The organism is Serratia sp. EC4, from assembly GCF_059652115.1.
This window is the reverse complement of the sequence record NZ_JBNIDE010000002.1, coordinates 332,604-357,943: the sequence shown is the minus strand read 5'-3', so window position 1 is coordinate 357,943 and position 25,340 is coordinate 332,604. Positions and strand designations below refer to the sequence as shown.

Annotated in this window: 23 protein-coding genes; 2 read left to right on the top strand and 21 right to left on the bottom strand. The window is 58.8% G+C overall.

Features of this window, described 5'->3' with window-relative positions; translation table 11 throughout:
• Positions 1–41: 41 nt before the first annotated feature.
• The 9 genes from tolB to cydA form a co-directional block, all read right to left on the bottom strand.
• Complete coding sequence (gene tolB / locus ACP39K_RS08330; RefSeq protein WP_004939856.1) at positions 42–1,334, bottom strand: Tol-Pal system beta propeller repeat protein TolB; 1,293 nt, start codon at positions 1,332–1,334, stop codon at positions 42–44.
• Between the two features lie 132 nt (positions 1,335–1,466).
• Positions 1,467–2,693, bottom strand: coding sequence for a cell envelope integrity protein TolA (gene tolA / locus ACP39K_RS08325; RefSeq protein ID WP_033641066.1), 1,227 nt, complete (start codon positions 2,691–2,693; stop codon positions 1,467–1,469).
• An 81-nt stretch (positions 2,694–2,774) separates the two neighbouring features.
• Positions 2,775–3,203, bottom strand: a complete 429-nt coding sequence (gene tolR / locus ACP39K_RS08320) for a colicin uptake protein TolR (RefSeq protein ID WP_004939859.1) — start codon at positions 3,201–3,203, stop codon at positions 2,775–2,777.
• Positions 3,204–3,215: 12 nt separating this feature from the next.
• Positions 3,216–3,899 carry a Tol-Pal system protein TolQ gene (gene tolQ / locus ACP39K_RS08315; protein WP_004939862.1) on the bottom strand — a complete coding sequence of 228 codons (684 nt, stop codon included), beginning with the start codon at positions 3,897–3,899 and terminating at the stop codon, positions 3,216–3,218.
• Positions 3,896–4,300 (bottom strand): tol-pal system-associated acyl-CoA thioesterase, encoded by a 405-nt coding sequence (gene ybgC / locus ACP39K_RS08310; protein ID WP_004939863.1) that lies wholly within the window; start codon positions 4,298–4,300, stop codon positions 3,896–3,898. Before ybgC ends, tolQ begins: the two co-directional genes overlap by 4 nt.
• A 130-nt stretch (positions 4,301–4,430) precedes the next feature.
• Positions 4,431–4,727, bottom strand: coding sequence for a cyd operon protein YbgE (gene ybgE, locus ACP39K_RS08305; protein WP_033641067.1), 297 nt, complete (start codon positions 4,725–4,727; stop codon positions 4,431–4,433).
• Positions 4,727–4,840: a cytochrome bd-I oxidase subunit CydX gene (gene cydX / locus ACP39K_RS08300; RefSeq protein ID WP_004939868.1), complete on the bottom strand. Its 114-nt coding sequence runs from the start codon at positions 4,838–4,840 to the stop codon at positions 4,727–4,729. The genes ybgE and cydX overlap by 1 nt, the downstream gene beginning before the upstream one ends.
• A 17-nt stretch (positions 4,841–4,857) precedes the next feature.
• Positions 4,858–5,997: a cytochrome d ubiquinol oxidase subunit II gene (gene cydB, locus ACP39K_RS08295; RefSeq protein ID WP_016928727.1), complete on the bottom strand. Its 1,140-nt coding sequence runs from the start codon at positions 5,995–5,997 to the stop codon at positions 4,858–4,860.
• A 14-nt stretch (positions 5,998–6,011) separates the two neighbouring features.
• Positions 6,012–7,580, bottom strand: coding sequence for a cytochrome ubiquinol oxidase subunit I (cydA, locus tag ACP39K_RS08290; RefSeq protein WP_033641068.1), 1,569 nt, complete (start codon positions 7,578–7,580; stop codon positions 6,012–6,014).
• A 682-nt stretch (positions 7,581–8,262) separates the two neighbouring features.
• Here cydA and ACP39K_RS08285 point away from each other — a divergent pair.
• Complete coding sequence (locus ACP39K_RS08285; protein ID WP_147827550.1) at positions 8,263–10,161, top strand: bifunctional metallophosphatase/5'-nucleotidase; 1,899 nt, start codon at positions 8,263–8,265, stop codon at positions 10,159–10,161.
• Positions 10,162–10,233: 72 nt separating this feature from the next.
• On the opposite strand, the gene sucD is transcribed toward ACP39K_RS08285, so the two are convergent.
• The 8 genes from sucD to sdhC form a co-directional block, all read right to left on the bottom strand.
• Complete coding sequence (gene sucD / locus ACP39K_RS08280) at positions 10,234–11,106, bottom strand: succinate--CoA ligase subunit alpha (protein ID WP_004939878.1); 873 nt, start codon at positions 11,104–11,106, stop codon at positions 10,234–10,236.
• Positions 11,106–12,272: an ADP-forming succinate--CoA ligase subunit beta gene (gene sucC, locus ACP39K_RS08275; RefSeq protein WP_015376978.1), complete on the bottom strand. Its 1,167-nt coding sequence runs from the start codon at positions 12,270–12,272 to the stop codon at positions 11,106–11,108. Before sucC ends, sucD begins: the two co-directional genes overlap by 1 nt.
• Before the next feature lie 122 nt (positions 12,273–12,394).
• On the bottom strand, positions 12,395–13,612 hold the full coding sequence (gene odhB / locus ACP39K_RS08270) for a 2-oxoglutarate dehydrogenase complex dihydrolipoyllysine-residue succinyltransferase (protein ID WP_015376977.1): 1,218 nt from the start codon (positions 13,610–13,612) through the stop codon (positions 12,395–12,397).
• A 64-nt stretch (positions 13,613–13,676) separates the two neighbouring features.
• Positions 13,677–16,484 carry a 2-oxoglutarate dehydrogenase E1 component gene (gene sucA, locus ACP39K_RS08265; protein ID WP_025301881.1) on the bottom strand — a complete coding sequence of 936 codons (2,808 nt, stop codon included), beginning with the start codon at positions 16,482–16,484 and terminating at the stop codon, positions 13,677–13,679.
• A 275-nt stretch (positions 16,485–16,759) separates the two neighbouring features.
• Positions 16,760–17,476, bottom strand: a complete 717-nt coding sequence (locus ACP39K_RS08260) for a succinate dehydrogenase iron-sulfur subunit (protein WP_015376975.1) — start codon at positions 17,474–17,476, stop codon at positions 16,760–16,762.
• 16 nt (positions 17,477–17,492) lie between these two features.
• The gene (sdhA, locus tag ACP39K_RS08255) at positions 17,493–19,259 is read right to left on the bottom strand and encodes a succinate dehydrogenase flavoprotein subunit (RefSeq protein ID WP_015376974.1); all 1,767 of its coding nucleotides are present in this window, start codon (positions 19,257–19,259) and stop codon (positions 17,493–17,495) included.
• Positions 19,260–19,607 (bottom strand): succinate dehydrogenase membrane anchor subunit, encoded by a 348-nt coding sequence (sdhD, locus tag ACP39K_RS08250; protein ID WP_004939891.1) that lies wholly within the window; start codon positions 19,605–19,607, stop codon positions 19,260–19,262. It lies immediately after the preceding gene.
• Complete coding sequence (sdhC, locus tag ACP39K_RS08245) at positions 19,601–19,990, bottom strand: succinate dehydrogenase cytochrome b556 subunit (protein WP_004939893.1); 390 nt, start codon at positions 19,988–19,990, stop codon at positions 19,601–19,603. Before sdhC ends, sdhD begins: the two co-directional genes overlap by 7 nt.
• Positions 19,991–20,718: 728 nt before the next feature.
• Between sdhC and ACP39K_RS08240 the strand changes: the two genes are divergently transcribed.
• Entirely contained in the window at positions 20,719–22,011 is a 1,293-nt protein-coding gene (locus ACP39K_RS08240; protein ID WP_016928730.1) for a citrate synthase, read from the top strand.
• Between the two features lie 58 nt (positions 22,012–22,069).
• Here ACP39K_RS08240 and nei read toward each other — a convergent pair whose 3' ends face one another.
• The 4 genes from nei to ACP39K_RS08220 are packed head-to-tail and all read right to left on the bottom strand — an operon-like array spanning position 22,070 to position 25,316.
• Positions 22,070–22,861, bottom strand: a complete 792-nt coding sequence (gene nei / locus ACP39K_RS08235) for an endonuclease VIII (protein ID WP_497008422.1) — start codon at positions 22,859–22,861, stop codon at positions 22,070–22,072.
• Between the two features lie 54 nt (positions 22,862–22,915).
• A complete protein-coding gene (gene pcp / locus ACP39K_RS08230; RefSeq protein ID WP_243810974.1) occupies positions 22,916–23,560 on the bottom strand; it encodes a pyroglutamyl-peptidase I in 645 nt (214 codons plus the stop codon).
• 8 nt (positions 23,561–23,568) lie between these two features.
• Entirely contained in the window at positions 23,569–24,588 is a 1,020-nt protein-coding gene (locus ACP39K_RS08225; RefSeq protein ID WP_033641071.1) for a DUF979 domain-containing protein, read from the bottom strand.
• Positions 24,585–25,316, bottom strand: a complete 732-nt coding sequence (locus tag ACP39K_RS08220) for a DUF969 domain-containing protein (RefSeq protein ID WP_016928734.1) — start codon at positions 25,314–25,316, stop codon at positions 24,585–24,587. The genes ACP39K_RS08225 and ACP39K_RS08220 overlap by 4 nt, the downstream gene beginning before the upstream one ends.
• Positions 25,317–25,340: the final 24 nt, after the last annotated feature.

The window sequence follows — 25,340 nt, the reverse complement described above, 5'->3', positions numbered from 1 at the left end:
TTTGATCCTTTTATAGTTTGCCATACATATTTACACATGCATCACAGATACGGCGACCAGGCAGGGAATTTGACCTGTCCATCAGTTGCCGGAAGACGCGCTTTGAAACGCCCATCAGTTGACACCAACTGCAGCACGGAGCCCATACCTTGCGTGGAGCTATAGATCACCATGGTGCCGTTTGGCGCAATACTAGGCGTTTCATCCAGGAAGGTGCCGGTCAAAACCTGAACGGCGCCCGATCCAAGATCTTGTTTGGCGATGTGTTGTGCACCACTGTTGGTGCTCACCATCACCAGGAATTTACCGTCGGAGCTGACTTCAGAATCCTGGTTCTGAGAGCCTTCCCATGTCAGACGCTGTGCGGCACCGCCGCTGGCGCTGATTTTATAAATCTGCGGACGCCCGCCCTGGTCGGAGGTAAACGCCAGAGACTGGCCATCCGGGAACCAGGTCGGTTCGGTGTTGTTGTTGCGGCCATCGGTCAGCTGCGTGATCTGGCCGGAGCCGAGGTTCATCACGTACAGGTTCAGGCTGCCGCTCTTGGACAGCGCGAAGGCCAGCTTGCTGCCGTCCGGCGAGAACGCCGGCGCACCGTTGTGGCGCGGGAACGAGGCGATCTGGCGGATAGCGCCGTTAGCCAGGGTCTGCACCACCAGCGCAGAGCGGCCGCTCTCGAAGGTCACATAAGCCAGTTTGCTGCCGTCCGGCGACCAGGCCGGCGACATCAGCGGCTCAGGCGAACGGTGCACCGTGAACTGGTTGTAACCGTCGTAATCCGCTACGCGCAGCTCGTACGGGAATTTCCCGCCGTTGGTCTGCACCACGTAGGCGATACGGGTGCGGAACGCGCCCTTGATGCCGGTCAGCTTCTCGAACACTTCGTCGCTGGCGGTATGGGCAGAATAACGCAACCACTGTTTGGTCACTTTATACTGGTTCTGCGCCAATACGGTGCCCGGCGAACCCGAGGTGTCCACCAACTGGTAGGAGATCAGGTAGCTGCCGTCGGCGCCAGGCTGAACCTGGCCGACAACCACGGCGTCGATGCCCAATGCAGTCCAGGCCGCCGGCGTCACTTCAGACGCGGAGGTCGGTTGCTGCGGCATGCGAGCCACGTCGATCGGGTTGAATTTGCCGCTGTTGCGCAGATCCGCGCCGACAATCTTGCCGATATCTTCCGGCGGCGTGCCTGGGCCCGCCCATTTAAACGGCACCACGCCAATCGGACGAGCGGAGTCGACCCCTTGGGTGATTTCAATGCGAACTTCCGCGTGCAACACGGACGCCCACAGAATTAAAAAACCTAGCGCTACTCGAAATGCCTGCTTCATCTCATCTCCCTTATCCAGGCGGGATGCCTGCGATAAATTAGCAGAATTTTAACAAACCAACTTACGTAAAACTACATAATCCCTGTTGGTTACCTTAGTACATCCCTGTGATCTTACTCAGTCAATCAACCGTTATTGCGGTTTGAATTCAAGGATAGAATTCTTAAAGTGCTGATAAACGGCATCGCTCGGCGGCTTAGGTATGTGCGCCAACTTGGCGGCAGAGACCGCGGCCTGACACAAAGCAGGATCGCCGCCCGCCGCTTGTACGCTTATCAGCAGGCCGTCCGGCGCCAGCTTGATACGCAGGTCGCAGGTTTTGCCGGCGAACGAGCTGGCGTCATAGAACTTGCTCTGAATCGCCCCTTGGATCTGCCCCATATAACCGCTGATATCCGCACCGCTGGCGCCCGCCGTTTTGGCATTGCCCTGCCCGGCCGGTTTACCGTCGCCCTTCGATTTGGCACCGCCGCCTTTCGGCGCGTTCTTGCCATCCGCCAGGCCGCCAAACAGATCGCTAACTTCCTCCGATTGTTTCGCAGCCTCGGCGGCGGCCTTCTTCTTGGCGTCCGCAGCGGCTTTTTTGGCGGCAGCGGCTTTCTCGGCCGCCGCTTTCTTCTCTGCCTCGGCGGCAGCCTTCTTCTCGGCTTCCGCTGCAGCTTTTTTCTCGGCTTCAGCGGCCGCTTTCTTCTCCGCGGCCTCTGCGGCTTTCTTTTCTGCCGCAGCGGCCGCGGCTTTCTTCGCCTCTTCCGCCTGTTTCTTGGCGGCGGCGGCAGCTGCCGCTTCTTTCTTGGCTTCCGCTTCGGCTTTTTTCTGGGCTTCCGCCTGCGCCTTGGCGACCTTGTCCGCTTCGGCCTTCGCCTTGGCGGCGGCGGCTTCGGCGACCTTCTGTTGCTCTTTGGCCTTGGCTGCGGCGGCTTCCGCCGCTTTTTGCTGCTCGGCGGCCTGTTTCTGCTGCTCCGCCGCCTTCTGCTGTTGCTCAGCCTGCGCTTTGGCGTCCTGCGCGGCTTTCTCCTGCGCCGCCAAACGCTCTTTCTCCAGCTCTTTCAGGCGCTGCTGTTGCTCCGCCTGCTTCTGCTGAAGCTCTTCGGCCTGTTGCTCCGCTTTTTTCTGGCGCTGCTTCTCGGCACGCTGCGCATCGTTGCTCTGCTGCTGCTGGCGGTTGTACTGTTCCACCACGGCACCGGGATCGACCATCACCGCGCCCACCACGGTGCCATCGCCGCCGCCGCCGGCGCCCATGTCGACCTTTTCCTGCAGCGATCCCCAAATCAGCAGGGCAATCAGTATGAAGTGCAGAACGACCGAAACAATAACGGCGCGGTTCAGCTTATCGTTTTGCTCAGTTGCCTTTACCAAAATAGATTCCCAAAAACTGGTGTTGCTTATACGGGGTTCCTGAGCCGCAGCGCAGGAACCGGGTTGCCGTTGGCCTTACGGTCAGATCGGCTGGGTCATCAGCCCCACGGAAGCCACGCCCGCCTGATGGAGAATATTCAATGCCTTGATAATCTCATCGTAAGGGACTTCCTTCGCACCGCCGATCAAAAAGACCGTTTTCGGGTTAGCCGCCAAACGCGACTTGGCTTCGGCCGCGACTTGCTCAGGCGGCAGCAGCTCCATACGGTTGTGATCCACCACCAGGGTGTATTGACCTACGCCGGAAACCTCGAGGATCACCGGCGGATTGTCATCGCTGGACACCGTCTTGGAATCGGTGGCGTCCGGCAGGTCAACCTCCACGCTCTGCGTGATGATTGGCGCGGTTGCCATAAAGATCAGCAGCAGCACCAGCAACACGTCGAGCAGCGGAACGATGTTAATTTCGGACTTCAGCTCGCGCCGACTACGTCCACGTACTCTCGCCATGCTACCTCCTACTTATTTGCTGTCGCTGGAGAAGGCCTGACGATGCAGAATAGCGGTGAACTCTTCCATAAAGTTGTCGTAATTCTGCTCAAGCTTGTTGACGCGCTGGTTGAGACGGTTGTAGGCCATTACCGCCGGGATGGCGGCGAACAGACCGATCGCGGTGGCGATCAGCGCTTCGGCGATACCCGGCGCCACCATCTGCAGCGTGGCTTGCTTCACCGCGCCCAGCGCGATAAAGGCGTGCATGATCCCCCACACGGTGCCGAACAGGCCGATATACGGGCTGATCGAACCGACGGTGCCGAGGAACGGAATATGGGTTTCCAGCGTTTCCAGCTCGCGGTTCATCGAAATGCGCATCGCGCGCGACGCTCCTTCGATCACCGACTCCGGCGCATGGTTGTTGGCGCGGTGCAGGCGGGCGAACTCTTTGAAACCGGAATGGAAGATCTGCTCGGAACCGGTCAGGCTATCGCGACGCGCCTGACTTTCCTGGTACAGACGGGAAAGCTCGATACCGGACCAGAATTTGTCTTCAAAGGCTTCGGCGTCGCGCGTCGCCGCATTGAGGATGCGGGTGCGCTGAATGATGATCGCCCAGGAGGCTACCGAGAAGCATATCAAAATCAACATGATAAGCTTAACCAGCAGGCTCGCCTTCAAGAATAAATCTAGGATGTTCATGTCAGTCACTGCTTAAACTCCGCGACAATAGACTTAGGAAGCGCTCTTGGCTTCATTTGGTGTGGATCAATACAGGCAATCAGGACATCTGCCTGGCTCAGTAGGGCCCCGTCAGAATTGACAATGCGTTGAGCAAACGTGAGAGAAGCCCCGCGCAGAGAGGTGATTTCACTCTGGACCTCCAGTTGCTCGTCGAGACGAGCCGGAGCCAGATAATCCACCGTCATGCGCCGGACGACAAAAGCGACTTGTTCACTGAGCAGCTGCTGTTGATGAAAGTTGTGCTGACGCAGCATCTCTGTGCGCGCTCTTTCAAAAAAGGCGACGTAGCGGGCGTGATAGACCACACCACTGGCATCGGTATCCTCGTAGTAAACGCGAACCGGCCATCGAAACAACGTATTACTCACTCTACTTCCCAGCAATGCAATTTAACGCTGCTACTATACGCAAGACGGATCGGGTTGGGAATGGGTTACAAGATGGGAATGAAAATAATTATGGGCCGTGAGGGCCCATAACGTGGGGACATCGGGGAGATTATAAAGAAACGTAAAGTAATCCTGCGCACAAGATCACAATTGCGGGAAGCGGCGCGAAAAAAGCGCGCCAGACGCTGCGCTGCGGGCGGAATCCGAAACCGTGGATCACCCCGGCGCATACGGCCCAAATCAGCAACAGCCCTTCCCAAATCTCCAGCGAGCTGGTTTTGGCGGCGAAACGCGTCGGATCCCAGAACACGCACCCCGCCAAAATCAACGCCAGCGCCAGGGAAAGGGCCCGAACCGGGCCCTTGTCGGTGACAGCGTACAGCTTGTCAATCACGGACGAGCTCATCACTTACCGTCTTGCTGAGCTTTGGTCGCTTCGCTCTGCTCAAGCGCCAGCGCCGTGATGATGCCAAAGGCGCAGGCAAGAAGCGTTCCGAGAATCCAGGCAAAATACCACATGGTTTAGCTCCTTATCCTTAGTACAGCGAATGCTTGTTGTTTTCGATGTAATTCTTGTCGAGGCGACCGAACATTTTGTAGTACGACCAGCTGGTGTACGCCAAAACGATAGGCACGAAGATCGCCGCCACGACGGTCATCACTTTCAGCGTCAACAGGCTCGAGGTCGCGTCCCACATGGTCAGGCTGACGTTAGGCACAGTGCTGGACGGCATCACGAACGGGAACATGGTGACCCCGGCGGTGAGAATGACGCAGGCGATGGTCAGCGACGAGGTGACGAACGCCAGCGCGCCTTTCTCCAGACGCGAGAACAGGATGGTGAACAACGGCAGCACCACGCCCAGCGCAGGCAACGCCCACAGCAGCGGATACTTGTTGAAGTTGATCAGCCATGCGCCAGCCTGATGCGCCACTTCTTTACGCAGCGGGTTGGATTCCGCCATGGTGTCCAGCGCCGAAGTGATCACGTAGCCGTCGATGCCTTTCACCAGCCACACGCCCGCCAGCAGGAAGCATACCGCCATGATCAGCGTCGCGATCTGCGCTGCGGCGCGTGACCGCAGGTGGATCTCGCCGGTGGTGCGCATCTGCAGGTAAGTCGCGCCCTGAGTGACCAGCATGGTCAGACTGACCACGCCTGCCAACAGACCGAACGGATTCAGCAGTTGGAAGAAGTTGCCGGTGTAGAACAGACGCAGGTACTCGTCCACATGGAACGGCACGCCCTGCAGCAGGTTGCCGAACGCCACGCCGAACACCAATGCAGGCACGAAGGAACCGATGAAGATGCCCCAGTCCCACATGTTGCGCCAGCGGGTGCTCTCCAGCTTGGAACGGTAGTCAAAACCGACCGGGCGGAAGAACAAGGCCGCCAGCACCAGGATCATGGCGACGTAGAAGCCCGAGAAGGCCGCTGCGTAGACCATCGGCCAGGCGGCGAACAGCGCGCCGCCGGCGGTGATCAGCCACACCTGGTTACCGTCCCAGTGCGGGGCGATGGAGTTGATCATCACCCGGCGCTCGGTATCGGTTTTACCGATGATGCGCACCAGGATGCCGACGCCCATGTCGAAACCGTCGGTGACGGCGAAGCCGATCAGCAGTACGCCAACCAGCACCCACCAGATAAATCGCAGTACTTCATAGTCAAACATACGTGGACTCCTGTTTAGCGCGCTTCCTGCACGGCGGCAGTCGGTTGTTCAAAGTGGTAGCGGCCGGTTTTCAGGCTGCTTGGACCCAGACGCGCAAACTTGAACATCAGGTACATTTCAGCCACCAGGAACAGGGTGTACAAGCCGCAAATCAGCCCCATCGAGAACAGAATGTCGCCCGCGGTCAGCGAAGAGTTGGCGACTGCGGTCGGCAGCACCTCACCAATCGCCCACGGTTGACGGCCGTATTCCGCCACGAACCAGCCGGCTTCCACCGCGATCCACGGCAGCGGCAGGCCATACAGCGCCGCACGCAACAGCCATTTTTTCTGGCCGATGCGGCCGCGCACCACGCTCAGGAAGGACAGGCCGATAATCAGCAGCATCAGCACGCCACAGGCCACCATGATGCGGAAGGCGAAGTACAGCGGCGCCACGCGTGGAATGGAGTCCTTGGTCGCCAGCTGGATCTGCGCTTCCGTCGCGTCGCTGACGTTCGGGGTATAACGCTTCAACAGCATGCCGTAGCCCAGGTCTTGCTTGGTTTTGTTGAATTCCGCACGCACCGCAGGATCGGTATTGCCGCCGCGCAGCTCTTCCAGCAGCTGGTAGGCTTTCATGCCGTTGCGGATGCGCACTTCATGTTGCGCCAGCAGATCTTTCAGGCCGGTGACCTGCGTGTCGGTGGAACGCGTGGCGATCAGGCCAAGCGCATACGGGATCTGAATAGAGAAGGAGTTTTCCATCTTGTCCTGATCGGGAATGCCGAACAGAGTGAAGGACGCCGGCGCCGGCTGGGTATCCCACTCCGCTTCGATGGCGGCCAGTTTGGTTTTCTGTACGTCGCCCATTTCGTAACCGGATTCGTCACCCAGCACGATCACCGACAGCACCGCAGCCATGCCGAAGCTGGCGGCGATGGCGAAGGAGCGCTTGGCGAAAGCGATGTCGCGGCCCTTCAGCAGATAGTAGGAGCTGATGCCCAGCACGAACATGGCGCCGGTGGTGTAACCTGCAGCCACGGTGTGAACGAATTTCACCTGCGCAACCGGGTTAAGCACCAGCTCGGAGAAGCTGACCATCTCCATGCGCATGGTTTCGAAGTTGAAATCCGACGCGATCGGGTTCTGCATCCAGCCGTTGGCGACCAGGATCCACAGCGCGGACAGGTTGGAGCCGAGGGCCACGAACCAGGTTACCGCCATGTGCTGCACCTTGCTCAGACGATCCCAGCCGAAGAAGAACAGGCCGACCAGCGTCGATTCAAGGAAGAACGCCATCAGACCTTCGATAGCCAGTGGGGCCCCGAAGATATCGCCGACGTAATGAGAGAAATACGACCAGTTGGTCCCGAACTGGAACTCCATGGTCAAACCGGTGGCCACACCCAGAGCAAAGTTAATCGCAAATAACTTTCCCCAGAATTTGGTCATGTCTTTATAGATTTGTTTGCCAGACAGGACATATACCGTTTCCATAATTGCCAGCAAGAACGCCATACCGAGCGTTAATGGGACAAATAAGAAATGGTACATCGCCGTTAAAGCAAACTGTAAGCGCGACAGTTCGACAATATCAAACATCTTGACTCCTTGCTCCTCGCAGGAAGACTCCGACACGCGGTTATCGGCATGCTTCTTTCAAAGCCGCCAGTAACGCCCCGCAGTGAATGCCCTTAAACACAACAAATTTGATCCAGCTTCTCCGCTTTCAACCGCACACTCGCCAATAGCCTCTCGGGCCGTCGACAAGCACGCCACTGAAAACCGACAACGGGTAACAAATGCAACAAGATCAACCATCCATAATCACAACATGGATGATACTCGCCCAATCCCACACAATAAATAGGTTTTTACGTGACGTGGGTTGGACTTTTGGTTACAGGTCAAATCTTAGCCGAAAGAGGTACTTCGGGCTAATTTGATCTGAGACAATTTAAGCCTATCCGCATATTATTTCCATATTCATCAGCACATTTCGCCTATTTTTCTTGAGGGCATGTTGCGCAATGGTTTAATTGTTTTTTAATGATATTTTTGTGTTAAATAAATGTAATTTAAAAGAGCCGCCATTGTATTATTACGCGCTTATTCTGCGACATAATTAACCTTTTATTTCCATTAAGCCGTGACAGTGATTGCAGTCACAAAACAACAAATCTCTCTCCAATATTAGTCTATTTCTCGCGATGGGATCGTAAAGGTTGCGATTTTGTAGCAAAATGACCGATTATGTTAAAATTGCATTGAGTGACAATAAGTTATGAAAAAAATCATCTTTGCCTCTGTCTTGGGACTCTCGGGAAACGCCATGGCCGCCGAAACGGTAAACATCACCCTGCTGGGCACCTCCGATCTGCACGGTACCTTCGTGCCTTGGGACTACGCCAGCGACACGGAAAACCTGGCGGGCAGCCTGAGCCAGATAGCCACTCAGGTCAAAAAGGTACGCGCCGAGCAGCCTAACCTGATCCTGGTGGACGCCGGCGACACTATTCAGGGCAACTTCGTTGAAACCTTCAAGCATGAGGCCGTCAGCCCGATGATGCTGGGCCTCAACGCGCTCAACTACGACGTCTGGGTGATGGGCAATCACGAGTTCGACTTCGGCCTGCCGGTGCTGGCCACCCCGCTCAAGCAGTTCAAGGGCGCGGCGCTGGCGGGCAACATCGTCTGGGACAACGGCAAGCCTTATCTGCCGGCCTACACCATCCTCGAACGCCAGGGCGTGAAGATCGGCATTATCGGCATGGACACGCCGATGACCGCTGAATTCGCCAAGGGCACCGATCGTATCAAAGGACTGAACTTCACCGATCCGGTGCAGGCGGTGAAACAGGTCATCAAACAAATCGACGGCCAGGTCGATGCCATCGTACTGGTGGCGCATATGGGCATCGACAACGAGAACCAGCGCCCGGGCACCGGCGTGGCCGACATTGCCAACGCCAACCCGGAACTGGCGGCGATCGTCGCCGGCCACATGCATGTGAAGATCGACAAGGCGGTGATCAACGGCGTCATCATCACCGAACCGGACAAATACGGCCGCGCGCTGTCACGCATCGATCTGCAATTTGAACGCCGCGACGGCAAATTCACGCTGATCGACAAAAACAGCTACACCTACCCGATCAAAGGGCTGACGCCGGACAGCGCCATGCAGGCTCTCTACCAGCCGTATCATGACATTTTGCGCGCCAACGCCAACCGGGTGGTGGCGAAGCTGAGCGGCAGCGATCTGGTGCCTGCCGACGAGTTCCGCGGCATTCCTCAGGTGCACGTGCAGGATACCGGCATCAGCGCGCTGTTCCAGCAGGCCGCCCGTCACTACGCACCGCAGGCGCAGGTGATCGCTCTGCAGATCGACAACGATCGCGCCAAACTGGACGTCGGCGACATCAAGGCCAAGGATATCGCCTTTAACTACCAATACGCCGGCGGCGAGATCACCGTTTATCAACTTAACGGTAAAGCGCTTAAACGCTATATGGAGTGGTCCGCCGGCTACTTCAATCAGCTGCAGCCGGGCGACGTCACCTACAGCTTTAACCCGGCGCGGCGTTCGTCCAAATATTCCACCAACGATTTCTTCGATGGCGTCACCTATACCATTGATCTGCGCCAACCCGCCGGTTCGCGCATCGTCGATCTGCGCCTGGCGGACGGCACGCCGGTCACCGACGACATGCCGATCCGTCTGGGCATGAACAGTTACCGCATGGGCCACCTGACGCAAAAGGGCGGCGCGCTGGAAGGGCAATCCTTCCCGGTGCTGTTCGACAGCAAAGCGCAATACGGTGAAGAAGAAGGCACCATTCGCCACCTGGCCCTGCGCTACCTGACGGAAGTGAAACACGGCCAATACCAGGGCGTGCCGCCGCAGCGCTGGAAACTGGTTGGCATGGAAGGATACGAACCGCAGCGGGCGATCGTCAAACGGCTGCTTAATGAAGGCGTTATCCAGGTACCGACCACCGACGACGGGCGCTACACCAACGTCGCCTCGATCAACGTCAAAGACGCGCTGTTCAGCAACGCCGACGATTACCGCGCCGCCCTCACCTCGCTGGGGCAGCAGCGGCAAGCCGCCGCGGATCCGGTGCAGCAGCGCCGCCTGCAGGATCGGATCGCGCTGATCAAGGCGCTCAACGACTTCTGATCTTTACCCATAAAAAAGGCCACCCAATGGGTGGCCAAACATGTCGAGATATTGTTATTTCGTACTAGGTTCTTAGCGCTTCAGCACCGCTTTTACCGCGTCGCCGATGTCCGCCAGGCTGCGAACGGTTTTCACGCCCGCCGCTTCCAGCGCAGCAAACTTCTCGTCCGCCGTGCCTTTGCCGCCGGCGATGATGGCGCCCGCGTGGCCCATGCGTTTGCCTTTCGGCGCGGTCACGCCAGCGATGTAACCCACGACCGGTTTGGTGACGTGTTCTTTGATGTAAGCCGCCGCTTCTTCTTCAGCGCTGCCGCCGATCTCACCGATCATCACGATCGCTTCGGTCTGCGGATCCTGTTGGAACATCTTCAGGATATCGATGAAGTTGGAGCCCGGGATCGGGTCGCCGCCGATGCCCACACAGGTGGACTGGCCCAGACCGGCATCGGTGGTTTGTTTCACCGCTTCATAGGTCAGGGTGCCGGAGCGGGAAACGATGCCCACTTTGCCCGGCAGGTGGATGTGGCCAGGCATGATGCCGATTTTGCACTCGCCCGGGGTGATCACGCCAGGGCAGTTCGGCCCAATCATGCGCACGCCGGCTTCGTCCAGCTTCACTTTCACGGTCAGCATGTCCAGGGTCGGGATGCCTTCGGTGATGGTGATGATCAATTTGATGCCGGCATCGATCGCTTCCAGAATGGAGTCTTTGCAGAACGGCGCTGGAACGTAAATGACGGAGGCCGTCGCGCCGGTCGCTTCAACCGCTTCACGCACGGTGTTGAACACCGGCAGACCCAGGTGCTGAGTGCCGCCTTTGCCTGGGGTGACGCCGCCAACCATTTTGGTGCCGTAAGCGATAGCTTGTTCGGAGTGGAAAGTCCCCTGGCTACCGGTGAAGCCCTGGCAAATTACTTTGGTGTTTTTATCGATTAAGATGGACATTATTTACCCTCCACTGCTGCAACAACTTGCTGAGCCGCATCAGTCAGGCTGGTCGCAGCAATGATATTCAGGCCGCTGTCCGCCAGTTTCTTGGCGCCCAGTTCGGCGTTGTTCCCTTCCAGGCGCACCACGACCGGGACGTTAACGCCCACTTCAGCCACTGCGCCGATGATGCCGTCGGCGATCAGATCGCAACGAACGATACCACCGAAGATGTTAACCAGAACCGCTTTCACCTTGTCGTCGGACAGGATGATTTTGAACGCTTCGGTCACGCGCTCTTTGGTCGCGCCGCCGCCTACGTCCAGGAAGTTGGCCGGCTCGCCGCCGTGCAGTTTAACGATGTCCATGGTGCCCATCGCCAGACCTGCGCCGTTCACCATGCAGCCGATGTTGCCGTCGAGGGCAACGTAGTTCAGCTCCCACTGAGCCGCACGGGATTCACGCTCATCTTCCTGAGAAGGGTCACGCATTTCACGCAGTTCAGGCTGACGGAACAGGGCGTTGCCGTCGGCGCCCAGTTTGCCGTCCAGGCACACCAGATCGCCCTGCTTGGTGATCACCAGCGGGTTGATCTCAACCATCGCCAGGTCGCGCTCCAGGAACAGCGTCGCCAGGCCCATGAAGATCTTGGCGAACTGGCTGACTTGCTTGCCGGTCAGGCCCAGTTTGAAGGCCAGCTCACGGCCCTGATAAGGCTGTGGACCCGCCAGCGGATCGATGGTCATTTTGTGGATCAGTTCAGGGGTTTCTTCCGCCACTTTCTCGATTTCCACGCCGCCTTCGGTAGACGCCATGAATACGATGCGACGGGTCGCGCGGTCTACGACGGCGCCCAGGTACAGTTCTTTATCGATGTCGGTCGCCGCTTCAACCAGGATCTGGTTAACCGGCTGGCCCAGCGCGTCAGTCTGGTAAGTCACCAGACGCTTGCCCAACCAGGCTTCCGCGAAAGCACGGATATCTTCTTTGCTGTTGACGACTTTAACGCCGCCCGCTTTACCGCGGCCGCCAGCATGAACCTGACATTTCACCACCCACGGGCCGGAGCCGATTTTGGATGCGGCTTCTTCTGCTTCACGCGGAGTGGTACAGGCGTAACCGGTTGGTGCCGGCATGCCATACCGAGCAAACAGCTGTTTTGCCTGATATTCGTGTAAATTCATGATGTTCTATCCATTCAGTTCTGAAGGTTTTTAGCCGGACCATTATTACGCGGTAAACCGCATGGTTTTCCGGCCACATAGCACAGAGTGCGGGCGCGGCACGCCGCGCCCGGCAAGGGTTACTAGACGTCCAGCAGCAGACGAGCCGGATCTTCCAGCATCTCTTTGACCGTCACCAGATAACCGACGGATTCTTTACCGTCGATCAGGCGGTGGTCATAAGACAGCGCCAGATACATCATCGGCTGGATCACCACCTGACCATTGACCGCCATTGGGCGATCTTTGATGGCGTGCATGCCCAGGATGGCGCTCTGCGGCGGGTTGATGATCGGGGTGGACATCAGGGAGCCGAATACGCCGCCGTTGGTAATGGTGAAGTTACCGCCGGTCAGCTCTTCCACGGTCAGTTTGCCGTCGCGGCCCTTAACGGCCAGCTCTTTGATTTTCTTCTCGATGTCAGCCATGCTCATGGCGTCCACATCGCGCAGTACCGGCGTCACCAGGCCGCGCGGGGTAGAAACCGCGATGCTGATGTCGAAGTAGTTGTGGTAAACCACGTCGGAACCGTCGATCGACGCGTTCACTTCCGGGAAGCGCTTCAGCGCTTCAACCACCGCCTTGATGTAGAAGGACATGAAGCCCAGACGCACGCCGTGGCGCTTCTCGAAGGCTTCGCCGTACTGTTTGCGCAGATCCATGATCGGCTGCATGTTGATTTCGTTGAAGGTGGTCAGCATCGCGGTGCTGTTCTTCGCTTCCAGCAGACGCTCAGCGACGCGTTTGCGCAGGCGAGTCATCGGCACGCGTTTTTCGCTACGGCCGGCCAGAGCAGGCTGCGGTGCGGCTTCAGCGGCGGCGGCCGGTTTGGCGGCGGCGCCGCCTTTGGCCAGGTGCGCTTCCACGTCTTCACGCGTGATGCGGCCACCCACGCCGGTGCCTTTGATGGCGCCGGCATCGAGGTCGTGTTCGGCGATCAGGCGGCGAATCGCCGGGCTGAGCGCGTCATTGCTTTCTTCTTCCAGGCTCGCGGTCGCGCGCTGTGCAGGCGTGGACTCTTTCTCCTGGCTCTTCTCGGCGGTCGGTTTGCCGGAGCTGTCGCCTGGGCGGATGCGGCCGAGCAGCTGGCGAGACAGTACGGTCGCGCCCTCTTCTTCCACGATAGCATCGAGAATGCCCGCTTCACTGGCCGGCACTTCCAACACCACTTTGTCGGTTTCGATTTCAACCAGGACTTCATCACGCTGCACGCTGTCACCCGGCTTTTTGTGCCAGGTGGCTACGGTCGCATCGGCAACCGATTCAGGAAGGTCAGGAACCAGAATATCTACGCTACTCATTTAGCTTTCCCTTAAGTTTTTTATCATCTGCTTGCCGGCCCCACGGCCGGCAAGCGAGCGAACATTAGTCAATATTCAGCGCGTCGTTCACCAGAGCCTGCTGCTGCTTCTGGTGTACGGACATATAGCCCACCGCCGGAGAAGCGGAGGCCGGACGTCCTGCGTAACGTAAAGAAGCCCCGAACGGCACCACTTCACGGAAGTTGTGCTGGCTGCAGTACCAGGCGCCCTGGTTCAGCGGCTCTTCCTGACACCAGACGAAATCATGCACGTGCGAGTATTGCTCCAGCACGGCCTGCACGGCCTGATGCGGGAACGGATACAGCTGCTCGATGCGCACGATGGCCACGTCTTTCTGCTCGTTCTTGCGACGCTGTTCCAGCAGGTCGTAGTAGACCTTGCCGGAGCACAGCACGACGCGCTTGACCGCTTTCGGATCCAAGTCGTCGATCTCGCCGATCGCCGGCAGGAAGGTGCCGTTGGCCAGCTCGTCCAGCGAAGAAATCGCCAGCGGATGACGCAGCAGCGACTTCGGCGACATCACCACCAACGGACGGCGCATACCGCGCAGCGCCTGACGACGCAGCATATGGTAAACCTGCGCCGGCGTAGACGGGACGCACACCTGCATGTTCTGCTCTGCGCACAGCTGCAGATAGCGTTCCAGACGCGCGGAAGAGTGCTCAGGGCCCTGGCCTTCATAGCCGTGCGGCAGCAGCATCACCAGGCCGCACATACGGCCCCATTTTTGCTCGCCGGAGCTGATGAACTGGTCGATAACGACCTGCGCGCCGTTGGCGAAGTCGCCGAACTGCGCTTCCCAGATGGTCAGCGTACGCGGTTCCGCCGTAGCGTAGCCGTATTCGAACGCCAGCACCGCTTCTTCAGACAGCACGGAGTCCCAGACCTTGAATTCGCCCTGGCCGCTGTGGATATTCGCCAGCGGAACGTAGACCGAACCGTTTTTCTGGTTGTGCACCACCGCGTGACGGTGGAAGAAGGTGCCGCGGCCGGCGTCTTCGCCGGAGATGCGGATTGGAATGCCTTCATCCGCCATGGTGGCGTAGGCCAGCGTTTCGGCGGCGCCCCAGTCGAACGGCTTGTTGCCTGCGGCCATCTCGGCGCGGTCAGCGTAGATTTTCGCCACGCGCGACTGCATTTCGATCGCTTCCGGCACGGTGCTGATGCGGCGTGCCAGCTCCTGCAGGCGCTTCATCTCAACCTTGCTCGGGTACTCTTCGTCCCACTCGTGGTTCAGGTACGGTGACCAGGTGAAGGAGTGCAGGTTCATCGGACGCCACTCTTCAACCACGCAATCGCCGCGGTCGAGCGCGTCGCGGTACAGGTTGACCATTTCCGTGGCATCTTCCAGGCTGGCCACTTTCTGCTCGGTCAGCACGTCAGCATAGATTTTGCGCGGCGTAGGGTGTTTCTTGATCTTCTGATACATCACCGGCTGGGTGGCGCTCGGCTCGTCGGCCTCGTTGTGCCCATGGCGACGGTAGCAGACCAGATCGATCATCACGTCACGCTTAAAGGTGTTACGGAAATCCAACGCCAGGCGGGTGACGAAGGCCACGGCCTCCGGATCGTCCGCATTAACGTGGAAGATCGGCGACTGAACCATTTTGGCGATGTCGGTGCAGTATTCGGTAGAGCGCGCATCCAGCGGGTTGGAGGTGGTGAAGCCAACCTGGTTGTTGATGACGATACGCACGGTGCCGCCCACTTCGTAGCCGCGGGCCTGAGACATGTTCAGGGTTTCCTGAACCACGCCCTGGCCGGTGATGGCGGCGTCGCCGTGGATGGTGATCGGCAGCACCATGTTGCTGCGCGCTTCGTCCAGACGATCGCGACGGGCGCGAACCGACCCCATGACCACCGGGCTGACGATCTCCAGGTGCGACGGGTTGAACGCCAGCGCCAGGTGAACCATGCCGCCTTCGGTTTCCACGTCGGAAGAGAAGCCCTGGTGATATTTCACGTCACCGGTGCCGAGGTGTTCTTTATGCTTGCCGGCGAATTCGTCGAACAGATCGGCCGGCTTTTTGCCCAGCACGTTGATCAGCACGTTCAGACGGCCGCGGTGGGCCATGCCCAACACCACTTCGCGCGTGCCGTTCTTGCCGGCGTGGCGCACCATCTCTTTCAGCATCGGCACCAGCGCGTCGCCGCCTTCCAGCGAGAAGCGTTTGGCGCCCGGGAATTTGGCGCCCAGGTAACGTTCCAGGCCTTCCGCCGCGGTCAGCTCGTTCAGGAAACGGCGTTTTTCGTCGGCGGTAAAGCTGGCGCGCCCCACCACCGACTCGATGCGCTGCTGGATCCAGCGTTTCTCTTCGGTGTTGGTGATGTGCATGTACTCAGCGCCGATCGACCCGCAATAGGTCTGCTTCAGCGCGGCGTACAGATCGCCCAGCTTCATGGTTTCTTTGCCGATGGCGAAAGAGCCCACGTTGAAGGTTTCCTGGAAATCGGCTTCGGTCAGGTTGTGGTAAGCGGGATCAAGGTCAGGAACTTGCTCGCGCTGCCACAGGCCAAGCGGATCGAGGTTGGCATGCTGATGCCCGCGGAAGCGGAAGGCGTTGATCAGCTGCAGTACCTTGACCTGTTTGGCGTCGGTTTCCGGATCGGTGATGGTGGTGTTGTAGCGCGCGGAGTCTTTCGCCAGGCGGCGGAAGTAATCGCGCGTTTGAGAGTGAAGCTGATCGGGTTTGACACCCGCGGTTGGTAGCTGTTGAAAAATGGAACGCCAGCTATCTTCAACGGAACCCGGATCGGTTAAGAAGTCTTCATAGAGCTGCTCTATGTAAGACTGGTTCGCGCCCGCCAGATAGGAGGAATCCAGCCAGGCCTTCATTGCGCCGTTCTGCATCATGATCCCTTAAGCTTTGAAGCTTTAGTTTTCGCCGTGGTTAACATAATTACCGTGATGAATACGGTTTGCCGTAAAACGGTTCACTCGACGTACTTGCGGCCATGACGGCCCGATACGTTCTGTTATGGACCTTGCGGTCCCTTACAAGGAACCTCTAAAAACCGGCGGAAGAACCAGGCTGCATAGCGCCGCAGCCGCGGGTCAGTTTTTAGAGGTTCCCTCCCCTATGGGATGTGCGCCGGAAAAGAGCCCGGCGCAGCATCTCATTCCGTTTATGCGCCGCGTTGCAGCAGCATGGACTTGATATGCCCGATCGCACGCGTCGGGTTCAAGCCTTTAGGACATACACTGACACAATTCATAATGCTATGGCAGCGGAAAACACTAAAAGCGTCGTCCAGATCATCTAAACGTTCTTGCGTTTCCGTGTCACGGCTGTCGATCAGGAAGCGATACGCCGCCAACAGACCGGCTGGGCCGATGAACTTGTCCGGGTTCCACCAGAACGATGGGCAAGAGGTTGAACAGCAGGCGCACAGGATGCACTCGTACAGACCGTCCAACTTGGCGCGCTGCTCCGGCGATTGCAGGTGCTCGCGCGCCGGCGGGTTCTTGCCGTCGTTCAGCAGGTATGGCTTGATCTTTTCATATTGGGTATAGAACTGGCCCATATCCACCACCAGATCGCGCACTACCGGCAGGCCCGGCAGCGGACGGATCACGATCTTGCCGTTGCCTTTGCGCAGCGACGAAACCGGAGTGATGCACGCGAGGCCGTTTTTACCGTTCATGTTCAGGCCGTCGGAACCGCACACGCCTTCGCGGCATGAGCGACGGAACGACAGGGTCGGGTCTTTTTCTTTCAGCTGGATCAACGCATCCAGCAGCATCATGTCGCGACCTTCTTCCGCTTCCAGGGTGTAATCCTGCATGTGCGGCGCGTCGTCGACATCCGGATTGTAGCGATAAATGGAAAATTCGAGTTTCATCTGTCGATCTCCGCAATTAGTAAGAACGCACTTTCGGCGGGAATGCCGGGCGCAGCTTCGGTTGCATGTTCACTTCACGACGCGTCATGCTTTCCGATTGCGGCAGATACAGCGAATGGCACAGCCAGTTGGCGTCATCGCGTTCCGGATAGTCGAAGCGGCTGTGTGCGCCACGGCTCTCGGTACGGAAGTTGGCCGACACGGCGGTGGAATACGCGGTCTCCATCAGGTTATCCAACTCCAGACATTCGATGCGCTGGGTGTTGAACTCGCTGGAGGTATCGTCCAGGCGTGCGTTCTTCAGACGTTCACGGATCACTTTCAGTTCTTCCAGGCCCTTGGCCATCGCATCGCCTTCGCGGAATACCGAGAAGTTGTGCTGCATGCAAGACTGCAGCGCTTTGCGAATTTCGACCGGGTCTTCGCCGGAACGGGTATTGTTCCAACGGTTCAGACGGTCCAGCGAGGCTTCCACGTCGGAGTCGCTGGCGTCACGGCTCACGCCCTGCTCTTCCAGCGATTCCTGCAGGTGCATGCCGGCGGAACGGCCGAACACCACCAGGTCGAGCAGCGAGTTGCCGCCCAGGCGGTTGGCGCCATGCACCGATACGCAGGCGATTTCGCCCACGGCGAACAGCCCCGGGATCACCACGTCTTCGCCCTTCTCGTTCACGGTCAGCGCCTGGCCGGTCACCTTGGTCGGAATGCCGCCCATCATATAGTGACAAGTTGGGATAACCGGGATCGGCTCTTTCACCGGATCGACGTGCGCGAAGGTGCGGGACAGTTCCAGAATGCCCGGCAGACGGGATTCCAGCACCTCTTTGCCCAGGTGATCCAGCTTCAGCTTGGCGTGCGGGCCCCAAGGACCGTCGCAGCCGCGGCCTTCGCGGATTTCGATCATGATCGAACGGGCAACCACGTCGCGGCCCGCCAGATCTTTGGCGTTCGGCGCATAACGCTCCATGAAGCGCTCGCCGTGCTTGTTCAGCAGGTAACCGCCTTCGCCGCGGCAGCCTTCGGTCACCAGCACGCCCGCGCCGGCGATGCCGGTCGGGTGGAACTGCCACATTTCCATGTCCTGCACCGGCACGCCGGCGCGCAGCGCCATGCCGACACCGTCGCCGGTGTTGATGTGGGCGTTGGTGGTGGACTGGTAAATGCGGCCTGCGCCGCCGGTCGCCAGCACGGTGGCCTTGGCTTTGAAGTAAACCACTTCACCGGTTTCGATGCAGATAGCCGTGGTGCCGACCACCGCGCCGTCCTGGTTTTTCACCAGATCAAGCGCATACCACTCGGAGAAGATGGTGGTGTGGTTTTTCAGGTTCTGTTGGTACAGGGTGTGCAGCAGCGCATGGCCGGTACGGTCGGCTGCGGCTGCGGTACGCGCCGCCTGCTCGCCGCCGAAGTTCAGCGACTGGCCGCCGAACGGGCGCTGATAAATGCGGCCGTCGTCCAGACGAGAGAACGGCAGGCCCATGTGTTCCAGTTCCAGAATCGCTTCCGGGCCGGTTTTACACATATATTCGATGGCGTCCTGGTCACCGATATAGTCGGAACCTTTCACCGTGTCGTACATATGCCATTCCCAGTTGTCCTCGTGGCTGTTGCCAAGCGCGACGGTGATGCCGCCCTGTGCGGACACGGTATGGGAACGGGTCGGAAAAACTTTGGACAGCAGGGCACAGGTCGAGCCCGCTTGGGAAATTTGCAGCGCGGCACGCATGCCCGCACCGCCGGCGCCGATTACGACGGCATCAAACTCTCTGACTGGCAGTTTCATTTAAGCACCCCACACTACGATTGTTCCGTACAGTAAATAGACCAGCAACGCGACCACGACAGCCAGCTGCAACACCAGGCGAACCGCCAGCGGCTTGACGTAGTCCGTCAGCACCTGCCACAGCCCGATCCAGGCGTGCACCAGAATCGACAGCAAGGTCAGCAGAGTGAACACTTTCGTAATGGAAGTGGCGAAGAAACCGCGCCAGATGTCATAAGTGAGTTCCGGAGCCGTGACGAAAAAGCCCAGGATATACAGGACGTACAGGGTGATGATGATCGCGGAAGCACGCAGCAGCAGCCAATCGTGCACGCCGTTGCGCCCTAATGCAGAAACGTTGTTTACCATACGAGGACTCCAGCCAGAACTGACAGCACGACGGTCAGACCGATCGCCACCTGGGCGGAACGGGTGCCGGCGGCCAAACTCTCTTCGATGTAGCCAAAATCCATTAACAAGTGACGGATGCCACCGCAAATGTGATAGGCCAGCGCCGTGAGGATGCCCCAGAATATGAATTTGACGATGAAGCTATTCATGATGGCGGCCGCCTGCAGGAACCCCTCTTGGGAAGAGAGTGACAGGCCCAGCAGCCAGAGGAGGATACCCACGGCAACGAAGGTAATTACGCCAGAGACTCGGTGTAAGATAGACGCTATCGCAGTTACGGGGAACCGGATCGTTTGCAGATCCAAGTTGACAGGTCGTTGTTTTTTCACGTATTTGCCCACACAGCTCTTATTATTTTCCTTCCTCCGGGCCTGGGCGGGGATCAGACAGCGTTAAGAGCCTAAAACCCTTACACGTCACGCGCTCAAACATCAACATCCTCTGTGCTCAAACGGCGCGCATTTATAACGCTGGGTGCTCCTACTTCAGGGTAATCCGGAGACCTGGCGGCAGTATAGGAGGATCACATTCTGATTACAATTCTCATACAACCGCTTTGATAACATTTCCCCCGAACAGTGATTCAGATCACGGATTTCACAATTAGTGCAAAATTAATTATCTGATTTGACAAGAGATCAACATTTCCATTACATATAGGGGCACAAACGGTCCTATGATGCGCTATGGGTCAGCAGATACACTTCCTCCCGGGTTCGAGTTATGCAACAGTGTATTTGGCGAACCTATCCCAATAGCCGTTGTTTCCCGCTCGAGTTTGCCGGCGTCAAAAGCAAATAAAGCACATAAAAACAGATTATTGGGATAGGTTCACATCTCTTCGAACAGCTCATAGGTAAGATTAACAGACTATAACGAATTACTATGAATCGTTAACAACTGGTCACCCGTCTCGTTCGCCTGGTCAGCACTCTGTACCCTACCCGCGCACAGTTGCGCAGTCGCTCACAGAGTTAGCGTCCGCACCATTTTTTGCGGGCAACCTGCAGAGATTTAAGGTATTTCAGTTGTTAGTGGTTTTTAAAATAAGGCGCTAAGGAGACAGTAAATGACTGATAAGAAAGCGACGCTAACCATTAACGACAGCGAAGCTCCGATCGAACTGGGCGTATTGACACCAACACTGGGCCCTGATGTCCTCGATGTCCGCGCTCTGGGTTCCAAAGGTTATTTCACATTTGATCCCGGCTTTACCTCCACCGCTTCTTGCGAATCCAAGATTACCTTCATCGACGGCGACAAAGGCGTGCTGCTGCACCGCGGCTTCCCTATCGAGCAGCTGGCGAAAGAGTCTTCCTACCTGGAAGTGTGCTACATCCTGCTGTACGGCGAGACCCCAACGCCGGAAGAGTTCGAAACCTTCAAGACCACCGTAACCCGTCACACCATGATCCACGACCAGATCACCCATCTGTTCCGTGGCTTCCGCCGCGACTCGCACCCGATGGCGGTGCTGTGCGGCGTGACCGGCGCGCTGGCGGCGTTCTACCACGATGCGCTGGACGTCAACAACGAGCGTCACCGTGAAATCACCGCGTTCCGCCTGCTGTCCAAAATGCCGACCGTGGCCGCGATGTGCTACAAATACTCCCTGGGCCAGCCGTTCGTTTATCCGCGCAACGATCTGTCCTACGCCGGCAACTTCCTGCACATGATGTTCGCCACTCCGTGCGAAGAATACGTGGTGAACCCGGTGCTGGAACGCGCCATGGACCGCATCCTGATCCTGCACGCCGACCATGAGCAGAACGCCTCTACCTCAACCGTGCGCACCGCCGGCTCTTCCGGCGCCAACCCGTTCGCCTGCATCGCGGCCGGCATCGCCTCCCTGTGGGGGCCGGCGCACGGCGGCGCCAACGAAGCGGCGCTGAAAATGCTGGAAGAGATCAAGACCGTCGAGCACATTCCGGAATTCATCAAACGCGCCAAGGACAAGAATGATTCCTTCCGCCTGATGGGCTTCGGCCACCGCGTGTACAAGAACTACGATCCGCGCGCCACCGTGATGCGCGAAACCTGTCACGAAGTGCTGAAAGAGCTGAACAAGAAGGACGACAACCTGCTGCAAGTGGCGATGGAGCTGGAACACATCGCGCTGAACGACCCGTACTTCATCGAGAAGAAACTGTACCCGAACGTCGACTTCTACTCCGGCATCATCCTGAAGGCGATGGGCATTCCTTCTTCCATGTTCACCGTGATCTTCGCCATCGCGCGCACCATCGGCTGGATCGCCCACTGGAACGAAATGCACGACGAAGGCATCAAAATTGCCCGTCCGCGTCAGCTGTACACCGGCTATGCCGAACGCGATTTCAAATCCCAGCTGAAAAACAAGTAAGCCGCTTACCCGGCTGAAACCGCACAGCGCCGCCCCTTCGGGCGGCGTTTTTTTTTGGTTATTTCTGGCAACCCGGGCACCAATAAAACGGCCGCGACGACAGATCGGTGCGCACGATCATCCCACCGCAGCGTTCGCAGGGCTCGCCGCTGCGATGAAATACCTTGAAGCGAAACAGCGCGCCGTGATGACGGTTGTCATCCGCCTGCCCGCGCGTCTGGTAGGAGAGGCGCGGCACCGCCAGCAATGCCTCCGCCAGGCGCCACAGCGCCTCTGGCGCCAGATCCTGCGGTTTGTGCTGCGGCGCCAGTTCGGCCTGCCACAGGATTTCGGCGCGCAGATAGTTGCCCAATCCGGCAAGAAACGCCTGGTCGAGCAGCATGCCGCCCAGCTGCCTGCGGCGAAAACGCGGCGTCAGCAACCGCTCCTGCACCTCATCCACTGTCAGCGACATGTCCAACACGTCAGGGCCGATGCGTTGCAAAAACGAGTGTTGTTCTATTTCCTCGCGCGGCCCGAGGGTAATGTCGGAAGCGCTGTAGAGCAATATCGCGCTGCGGGCGGTTTCCAGCCGCACCCGCAGATCGCGTTTGGTCTCCGGCGTCTCCCCCGCCGCCGCCACTTTCCACACGCCATACAGCTGGTTATGGCTGTACATCGTCAGCCCGTTGGAGAAATGGGTCAGCAGCGCCTTGCCGCGCGGCTCGATGGCGACGATGCGCTCGCCGAGCAAACGCTGGCTGTAGTGCTTCAACTGGGGAAAAGCGAAATCGACGGCGGTCAGCGGCTGATCGATCACCGCCGCCGCCAGTTTGTCCGCCGCCCGGCGGATCTCCGGTCCTTCCGGCATAGGCCACTCCTTGCGTAGACCCGGCGCAACCCGGTGCGCCGGGAGTGTTCTTGATTAATGCGTCGCGCCGCCCACCACTTTCAGATCGTGTTCCACCTGCAAAGCGATGGAAACGGCCAGCTCCAGCGCAAACAGCACCGTCGAAGCCGCCATGCTCGGCGCGCCGGAGTGCGCCGCCGCCTGCTCAGGCAGATACGGGATATGGATAAAACCGCCCTTCACCTCGCGTTGGCCGCTCAAACGGTGCAGCAGCCCATACATCACATGGTTGCACACGTAGGTGCCGGCAGTCTGCGAAACGGCGGCCGGAATGCCGGCCTCGCGCATCGAACTCACCATCGCTTTGATCGGCAAGGTGCTGAAATAGGCCGCCGGACCGCCGGCGACGATCGGCTCGTCCACCGGCTGCTGCCCCTGATTGTCGGGAATGCGCGCGTCGTCGACGTTGATCGCCACCCGTTCAATCGTGATGTCGGTGCGGCCGCCGGCCTGGCCGATAGCCAACACCATCACCGGCTGCACCTCGTCGATCGCCGCGTTGAGCGCCTCCAGCGCCGCGCCGAACACGCACGGCAGCTGGCGCGCCACAATGCGCGTGCCGACCAGTTCCATATCGTTGAGCTGCTTCACCACTTCCCAAGAGGGATTGAGGCGCTCACCACCAAACGGCTCGAAGCCGGTGATCAATACTTTTTGCATCCTTACTCCTACAGGAACATCAGGAAATACAGCAGGAACACGTTAACCAACAGCAGCAGCACGCCGGTCGGCACCTGCGCCTTGATCACCGCATTCTTGTCCGGCAACTCCAGCAGCGCCGCCGGCACAATGTTGAAGTTCGCCGCCATCGGCGTCATCAGGGTGCCGCAATAGCCGGAGAACATGCCGATCGCCGCCATCACCGCCGGGTTGCCGCCGTGCTGCAACACCAGGATCGGAATGCCGATGCCGGCGGTAACGATCGGGAACGCGGCGAAGGCGTTGCCCATCACCATGGTCAGCACCGCCATACCGATAGCGTAGACCGCCACGGCGATAAAGCGGTTATCGACCGCCAGATACTCCTGGGTCAAATGCGAGATTGCGGTGCCAACGCCGGCGACGGTAAACAGCAACCCCAGCGTGGCGAGGATCTGCGGCAGAATGAACGCCCAGCCGATCGAATCCAGCAGGCGCCGCGCTTCCTGCACCGGCTGCAACGCCTTCTCATGGGTCATTTTCACCGCGATCGCCAGGCCAATCAGGCAGCCGACGGTCATCGAGAACAGGGTGATCAGCGTCGCGTGGTTACCGCTGCCGAACACCGCGCTTTGCAACGCCGGAATGTTGTTGAACAGCAGCACGCCGATCACCGTCACGACCGGGATCGCCAACGCGGGGATAAACAGCTTGTTGCCCAAACGCTTGGCGCTGGTCTCGCGCTCCTGCGGCGTTCGCTGATGATAGCTGCCGAGGCGCACGCCGCCGAAGCCGGCGATCAGGGCCATCACCACCACCACCCCGCCAACGATGATGTGCAGCATGCGTTTCTCGTTACTGCCCTCGCCCAGTACGTCGCCCAGCAGGCGGTAAGTCCAGTCGCCGACCAGGAATACCAGGCCGTACAACCCCCAAAACAGCCCGGTGGTGATGCGGCGCGGATTGGCGCGATCGCGGAAGGACATCACCGCCACAATCAGCAGCACCGCGCCGGCCAGCCAGTAGAGATATTGTTGCTGGAAGTTCATCGTGCCTCCCCCTTCGCCTGCAGCGCCGCCTGATTCAGCTGCGCCAGCTCGGCGCTCAGCTGTTTATCCATCCGATACAGCCGGAACGCGTGGATCAGGAAAGCGAAAATGGCGGTCGGAATGCCCCACAGCGCGATATGCAGCGGCTCGGTCTGAATGCCACCGGACTCCAGCATAAAGTTATGCATGAAGATGATCGCGCCGAACGCCACGAAAATATCTTCGCCGAAGAACAGCCCGACGTTGTCGGTCGCGGCCGACATGGCGCGCAGGCGGTGGCGGGTACGTTCCGGCAGCTCGCCGTAGCGGTTTTCCGTCGCCCCTTCCGCCATCGGCGCCAGCAGCGGCCGCACCATCTGCGGATGCCCGCCCAGGCTGGTCAGCCCCATCGCCGCGGTGATCTCGCGCACGAACAGGTACACGATCAGCAAACGGCCGGCGGTGGCGCTTTTGATCTTGGCGATCCACGCCTGCGCACGCTCTTTCAGCCCGTGGCGCTCCAGCAGGCCGATCACCGCCAGCGGCAGCAGCAGGATCAGCGGCAGGTTACGGGTGTTGAGAAAGCCCTCGCCGAGCTTTTCCAGAATGACGTCCAGCGGCATCAGCGCCGCCAGACCGGTGATGATACCGGCGGCGATCACCACCAGCACCGGGTTGAAACGCAATACAAATCCGACCACGATGGCGGCGATGCCGATCAGTGGCCAGAGATTCACGGCCTGTTCCATAGTCTTCCCTCGATATTTTCTAAT

Excerpts from the sequence above, each read along its gene's own strand:
- ybgE (WP_033641067.1), bottom strand. The coding sequence starts at position 4,727 with ATGAGCTCGTCCGTGATTGACAAGCTGTACGCTGTCACCGACAAGGGC.
- cydX (WP_004939868.1), bottom strand. The coding sequence starts at position 4,840 with ATGTGGTATTTTGCCTGGATTCTCGGAACGCTTCTTGCCTGCGCCTTT.
- pcp (WP_243810974.1), bottom strand. The coding sequence starts at position 23,560 with ATGCAAAAAGTATTGATCACCGGCTTCGAGCCGTTTGGTGGTGAGCGC.
- sdhD (WP_004939891.1), bottom strand. The coding sequence starts at position 19,607 with ATGGTAAACAACGTTTCTGCATTAGGGCGCAACGGCGTGCACGATTGG.
- cydA (WP_033641068.1), bottom strand. The coding sequence starts at position 7,580 with ATGTTTGATATTGTCGAACTGTCGCGCTTACAGTTTGCTTTAACGGCG.
- ACP39K_RS08225 (WP_033641071.1), bottom strand. The coding sequence starts at position 24,588 with ATGAACTTCCAGCAACAATATCTCTACTGGCTGGCCGGCGCGGTGCTG.
- tolR (WP_004939859.1), bottom strand. The coding sequence starts at position 3,203 with ATGGCGAGAGTACGTGGACGTAGTCGGCGCGAGCTGAAGTCCGAAATT.
- ACP39K_RS08220 (WP_016928734.1), bottom strand. The coding sequence starts at position 25,316 with ATGGAACAGGCCGTGAATCTCTGGCCACTGATCGGCATCGCCGCCATC.
- ACP39K_RS08260 (WP_015376975.1), bottom strand. The coding sequence starts at position 17,476 with ATGAAACTCGAATTTTCCATTTATCGCTACAATCCGGATGTCGACGAC.
- sucD (WP_004939878.1), bottom strand. The coding sequence starts at position 11,106 with ATGTCCATCTTAATCGATAAAAACACCAAAGTAATTTGCCAGGGCTTC.
- ACP39K_RS08240 (WP_016928730.1), top strand. The coding sequence starts at position 20,719 with ATGACTGATAAGAAAGCGACGCTAACCATTAACGACAGCGAAGCTCCG.
- odhB (WP_015376977.1), bottom strand. The coding sequence starts at position 13,612 with ATGAGTAGCGTAGATATTCTGGTTCCTGACCTTCCTGAATCGGTTGCC.
- cydB (WP_016928727.1), bottom strand. The coding sequence starts at position 5,997 with ATGTTTGACTATGAAGTACTGCGATTTATCTGGTGGGTGCTGGTTGGC.
- ACP39K_RS08285 (WP_147827550.1), top strand. The coding sequence starts at position 8,263 with ATGAAAAAAATCATCTTTGCCTCTGTCTTGGGACTCTCGGGAAACGCC.
- nei (WP_497008422.1), bottom strand. The coding sequence starts at position 22,861 with ATGCCGGAAGGACCGGAGATCCGCCGGGCGGCGGACAAACTGGCGGCG.
- sucC (WP_015376978.1), bottom strand. The coding sequence starts at position 12,272 with ATGAATTTACACGAATATCAGGCAAAACAGCTGTTTGCTCGGTATGGC.
- sdhA (WP_015376974.1), bottom strand. The coding sequence starts at position 19,259 with ATGAAACTGCCAGTCAGAGAGTTTGATGCCGTCGTAATCGGCGCCGGC.
- sucA (WP_025301881.1), bottom strand. The coding sequence starts at position 16,484 with ATGCAGAACGGCGCAATGAAGGCCTGGCTGGATTCCTCCTATCTGGCG.
- tolB (WP_004939856.1), bottom strand. The coding sequence starts at position 1,334 with ATGAAGCAGGCATTTCGAGTAGCGCTAGGTTTTTTAATTCTGTGGGCG.